General features: G+C 66.8%; 5 protein-coding genes. 2 read left to right on the top strand and 3 right to left on the bottom strand.

The window, feature by feature from the left end:
* The first annotated feature begins 434 nt into the window (after nucleotides 1–434).
* Both EDF51_RS19590 and EDF51_RS19595 read left to right on the top strand, forming a co-directional pair.
* The gene (locus tag EDF51_RS19590; protein ID WP_134196243.1) at nucleotides 435–785 is read left to right on the top strand and encodes a winged helix-turn-helix domain-containing protein; all 351 of its coding nucleotides are present in this window, start codon (nucleotides 435–437) and stop codon (nucleotides 783–785) included.
* A 33-nt stretch (nucleotides 786–818) separates the two neighbouring features.
* Nucleotides 819–1,772 carry an AraC family transcriptional regulator gene (locus EDF51_RS19595; protein ID WP_131847725.1) on the top strand — a complete coding sequence of 318 codons (954 nt, stop codon included), beginning with the start codon at nucleotides 819–821 and terminating at the stop codon, nucleotides 1,770–1,772.
* A gap of 85 nt (nucleotides 1,773–1,857) precedes the next feature.
* Here EDF51_RS19595 and EDF51_RS19600 read toward each other — a convergent pair whose 3' ends face one another.
* The 3 genes from EDF51_RS19600 to EDF51_RS19610 all read right to left on the bottom strand — a co-directional run bounded on the left by EDF51_RS19600 (nucleotide 1,858) and on the right by EDF51_RS19610 (nucleotide 3,271).
* The gene (locus EDF51_RS19600) at nucleotides 1,858–2,124 is read right to left on the bottom strand and encodes a hypothetical protein (protein WP_131847723.1); all 267 of its coding nucleotides are present in this window, start codon (nucleotides 2,122–2,124) and stop codon (nucleotides 1,858–1,860) included.
* On the bottom strand, nucleotides 2,121–2,399 hold the full coding sequence (locus EDF51_RS19605; RefSeq protein ID WP_131847721.1) for a hypothetical protein: 279 nt from the start codon (nucleotides 2,397–2,399) through the stop codon (nucleotides 2,121–2,123). Before EDF51_RS19605 ends, EDF51_RS19600 begins: the two co-directional genes overlap by 4 nt.
* Nucleotides 2,400–2,785: 386 nt before the next feature.
* The gene (locus tag EDF51_RS19610; protein ID WP_131847719.1) at nucleotides 2,786–3,271 is read right to left on the bottom strand and encodes a MarR family transcriptional regulator; all 486 of its coding nucleotides are present in this window, start codon (nucleotides 3,269–3,271) and stop codon (nucleotides 2,786–2,788) included.
* Nucleotides 3,272–4,343 lie beyond the last annotated feature (1,072 nt).

A 4,343-nucleotide genomic window follows, 5' to 3' on the forward strand; every position in this document is an offset into this window, starting at 1 on the left:
GCGTGACACTCGTTTCCCGTTCGAGAGACTTGCCTTTCCTGCCTTGAGGCTGGTGGGGGAGTGCGCTATCCCGGGGGTGGCGGGATGACCCGAACGTTCCACCGCTCCCGGGAACCCACTTTCGCTGGTAGCGGCATGCCGGACCTATTTGAGCGTCAGCGCGGCCACCAGAAGCGTTGCCGTGACGGCGGCAAGGGTGCCGAGGAGCGCCCATTGCCACCAGTGCATGCGCAGGCTCCCGCGTGGCCGGCGAACGGGAGCGGGCTTCCGCCGTCGAGAAGATGGGTGGCTCATCGGTTGCACGGTACGAGGCGTCGGTTCGTGCAGACTGTGTGGCAGCAGCTGGGTGGTTCCCGTTGCTAGCGGGGTGGGCTGCTACCTGATCCGGCATCCCACCCCGCGGTTCGATCAACGGGGCGAAGGGAGACCGGCGTATGAGTGGTGGTGACGTGACGCCGGCATCGCCTGGCGTGTTCTGCCTGGTACTACCGGGCCCGCGTCGAGTGGGAGGGTTCCTGCAGCAGCGGGTCGAGCAGCTCATCCGAGACGCCATCGCCGATGGTGTCCTTCTGGAGGGTGATCAGTTGCCGCCGTACCGGGTCGCCGCGGTGACGTCCGGGTTGAGCATCCATACGATCCTGAACGCGTATCGGGCACTGATCGTCGACGGTGTGGTGCGGTCGATGCCCGGTGATGGCTACTTCATCGCCGGCCCGGTTCGCTACCGCGACTTCTTCACCGCACCTGACGACCGACCATCGGTGTGGTCAGTGACGGCTGGGTAGCCGACGGCGTAGGCAGTAGGGAGAATCGGTCTTGTGGATGAGGCGATGGTGGAGCGGACCCGGGTAGTTGTGCGGACTCGAGACGTTGCGGTGGCGCGGAAGGCTGTTGCGCGAACGCATCGCACGTTCGGGCTTGAGGTCGCTGCGGACGGTGCGCCGTTCACGTTCGAGGAGACGGTCACCGGGACGGGGCTGCTGTCGCTGGAATCGATGCTGTGCACCGGGACCGTGCGCGGCGAGGTGGAAACTGACGACGCTGTCGTCGTGACGTGGCTGAAAGCGGGCCGCGGTGCGGTCGATGGGGATCGGCTGCTGATCGGCCGTCCGGTGCTGTACCGGGAGGGCCGGCAGTCGTTCCGGTGGGATGGGTTCCAGAAAGACGTCATGCGGATCGATCGAGACACGGTCGAACGGGTTGCTGCGGAGCGTGGTGGCTGGAATCAGGCGCCTCTGGAGTTCAAGCCACACCACGTACCCGAGGGGGCGCCGCTTGCGGCATGGTGGCTGGTCGTGCGCGCGATCGCTCCGGAGATCCTCGGCCGTGTCGGTCCGGTTTCGGCGGAACGAGAACGGGAGCTGACCCAGTTCGCCGCCGCCGGGTTACTGACGGCGGTCCCACATTGGCCGGTCGGGCACGGCCGGGAAGAGCCGGCGCGGACACGGTTGGCGAAAGCAGAAGCGTTCCTCCTTGACCATGTCACGGAGCGGGTCACCGTCGACGACGTCGCTGCGGCCGCGGGGCTCAGCGTCCGCGGGCTGCAGGGTGCGTTCCAGCGTGTTCACGGTGTGTCTCCGCTGTTCTACCTCAAGGGCATTCGGCTGCTCCTGGCGCGGGAACAACTTGAATCGGGGGAAGCGGAGTCCGTGGCCGCGGTTGCCCGATCGGTCGGGTTGCTGCATCTCGGCCGGTTCGCGAGCGCTTACCAGGCCGAGTTCGGCGAGCTCCCGCGCAACGTGCTCCGCGCCGCCGCCGAACGGGTTGCGTAAGTGGCGCAATCGTGCAGCTCTGCGTTCAGCGCGACGCGGCGGTAGAACACCGTCCGCTGGGCGTCGGTGAGTCCATCCGGAATGCTCAGCACGGCGGCTCTGCGTGGCTGTTCTCGGTGTGGGTGTCGAGTGCGGTTTGCGCTGCGGTGAGGGCGTGGTAGTCGCCGAGGTACTCGCCGAAGCCGTTGCGGACGAAGAAGTGCCGTCCGTGCTGGTCGATGGTGCCGGCGAACGCGCCGTCGTTGTCGGCGACCCAGAAGCCCTCATCTGCGGCAGCCCACCGCAGCACGGTCGGGAGATCGGCGACGCTCAAGGCGGGGGAGGTCTTGGGGTGGTGCAGCAGGATGCTCATGCGCGGGGCTTTCTGAGGAAGTCACTGTAGGTCGGCTCGGTCGGGGGAATCAGCTCGTCGCTTGTTGCTGGGGTGGTTGTGACGATGGTGGGGAGGTCGTTGACGCGCGCGACGACGATCGCGTGGATCTCAGCCGGGGTGAGGAGTCCGCGGTGATGCCACTGCTGCGGGTCTGCCCGCGGACCGACTTCGTCTGAGGGCGTCACCGTGGGCTCTTGGAGGAGCGGGCCCATGTCGATCGGCTCGGTGGGTGGCAGTGTCGCGTCGGCGCTCACCAGGCGCTCGCGAGCACGATGGCCACCGTCGCGATGGTCACTGAGATAAGCCCGGTTGTGACTGCGATGACTGCGACGTGGCGGTTCTGGTGTGTGTGCCGCACCCCGGTCATCGGTGATCGTTGTGTGCCGGGGTGTGCGGTGAAGAGAAGGTCCGCGCGGGGCGCGGGAACAGGTGCAGCAGCAGATGAAACGAGGGTGGGCGTCATGCCGAGCGGCCTTTCCCGTGGCGAGACTGGCCATGGCGACTGGTCAGGCGCGACCCCGATCGTGCTGCCGGGCAAGCCGCCGGCGTCGTCGCGACGGGGCGCGAGGGTCCTGACATCAATCAGGCTACGAACCCGCACGCCTGGCGTCTAACTTCCTTAACTAGAAGCGTTATCTGGTCACTCAGTCGGGGTGCTGCTGTTCGTCGCGGTGCGGTCCACGACCTCCTGCACAGCGGTCGCGAGTGCGGCGATGCGTTCCGCTTCTTCGGCGGGGACCGCGTCAAGGAGTTCCTGCACAGCTGCGGGGAGGTCTTCGTATGCTCCAGTGAGGCTGTGCTGTCCCGCTGTGGTGAGGCGCACGATGCGGGAGCGACGATCGTCGGGGTCGGGTTCACGGACCGCGAAGCCTCGTCCAACGAGCCGGTCGATGGTCATGGTTGCCGCGGCGCTGCTGACACCGAGCGTTTCGGCGAGGTCCGCTGCACGTGCAGGGGCGTCGGCGGCTTCCCGGGCGGCGAGGAACTGCACCGTCTGGAAGTCGTTCGCTTTCAGCCCCATTCGCCCGCGTGCCCGGTTCTGCAGCATTGTCTCGGCGACGCGGAGCCGGTTCACCGATGCCAGCAACAGCACCCCACCCGGAACCCGTTCACCGTCCTCAGCCATCACAACCTCCAGCAGCAAACTCACCGATCGCGCCTGCGCGCACTCTGTCTACCGTTCAGTCTGGCAGCCAAGGCGTAGACAGGCATTCGGGTTGAGTCGTACCCCGCCGCGGCGGCCCATTTCCGACCGGCCGTCGATGGCTATCCATGCCGGGAGCATCTATGGGCGGCCTCGCCAGGCACCTGATCATGTCTCAGCACTATCCCCTGGGCGCAAGATATCGACATCCGAAAATGACTCTGCCTAGAAGGGGCGTAGACACAATCGGAGAGAGGGCACCTGCCCGGGTTCGGGTCAGGGGGCAGGTGCCCTCGCGCTACGACACTCGTCGGAGTCCTCGTTGACGCGCACGACGACGCCGACTCAGGAACAACGTTCCGCCCGGTCCGCGGCTAGGGTTCCGCGGCGCAGCCTCGTCGACGTTCGCTTCCCAGGAAGCCACGCGACTGCTCGTCACACCGACGATGGTCAACGCAGCTGCAGGATCAGAACCGGAACGGTGCAGCTGCAGATACCGCTCGCGCAGGAACCGGTACCCGGTCTCCTTGCCGATGCCAGCGATTCGGGCGGAGGGTTTGAGACCTCGCCCCACCCGGATCAGGACAAGGAACCGGACAGCTTGCGGAGACGACAGAGACAGGTACACGGGGAACACCTCCGAAGAAGGTTTTGCGTCGATCAAGTGAATCCGGGCCTCCTCACCCAGGGGGAGTAACCGGGGAGGTGGGCCGTGCCGTGCCGGCTGGTCAAATGCCGTCCTGCGGTCGATCCGTCTCCAGGCATCTTGGGTCTCTCTATGCGAGAAGACGCGATCGCTCTGTCCGACCGTGCGGATCGACGGCATCGGCGACTCCGGCGGCGCGAGCCCGCACGTCGCGTGAGCGCGTCAAGTGCACGGTCTGCTCCCTCGACCTCCGACCTCCGAGCCCGGCGTGGTGCCGGCGTCGGCGGGTCATGCGGGTCATGCGGGTCGACGAGCCTGGCGGATCCTCCGCGTCGTGATGGCAATGGGCTGTTTGAGATGGTGGCGGTGGGGTGGTCAGAGCAGGACGAGCGCGGCCGCGATGCCGAG

Origin of the sequence: Curtobacterium sp. PhB25 (genome assembly GCF_004365375.1) — a bacterium.
GTDB lineage: Bacteria > Actinomycetota > Actinomycetes > Actinomycetales > Microbacteriaceae > Curtobacterium.

Coding starts and splice junctions, on each gene's coding strand:
- EDF51_RS19610 (WP_131847719.1), bottom strand. CDS start 3,271: ATGGCTGAGGACGGTGAACGGGTTCCGGGTGGGGTGCTGTTGCTGGCA.
- EDF51_RS19590 (WP_134196243.1), top strand. CDS start 435: ATGAGTGGTGGTGACGTGACGCCGGCATCGCCTGGCGTGTTCTGCCTG.
- EDF51_RS19600 (WP_131847723.1), bottom strand. CDS start 2,124: ATGAGCATCCTGCTGCACCACCCCAAGACCTCCCCCGCCTTGAGCGTC.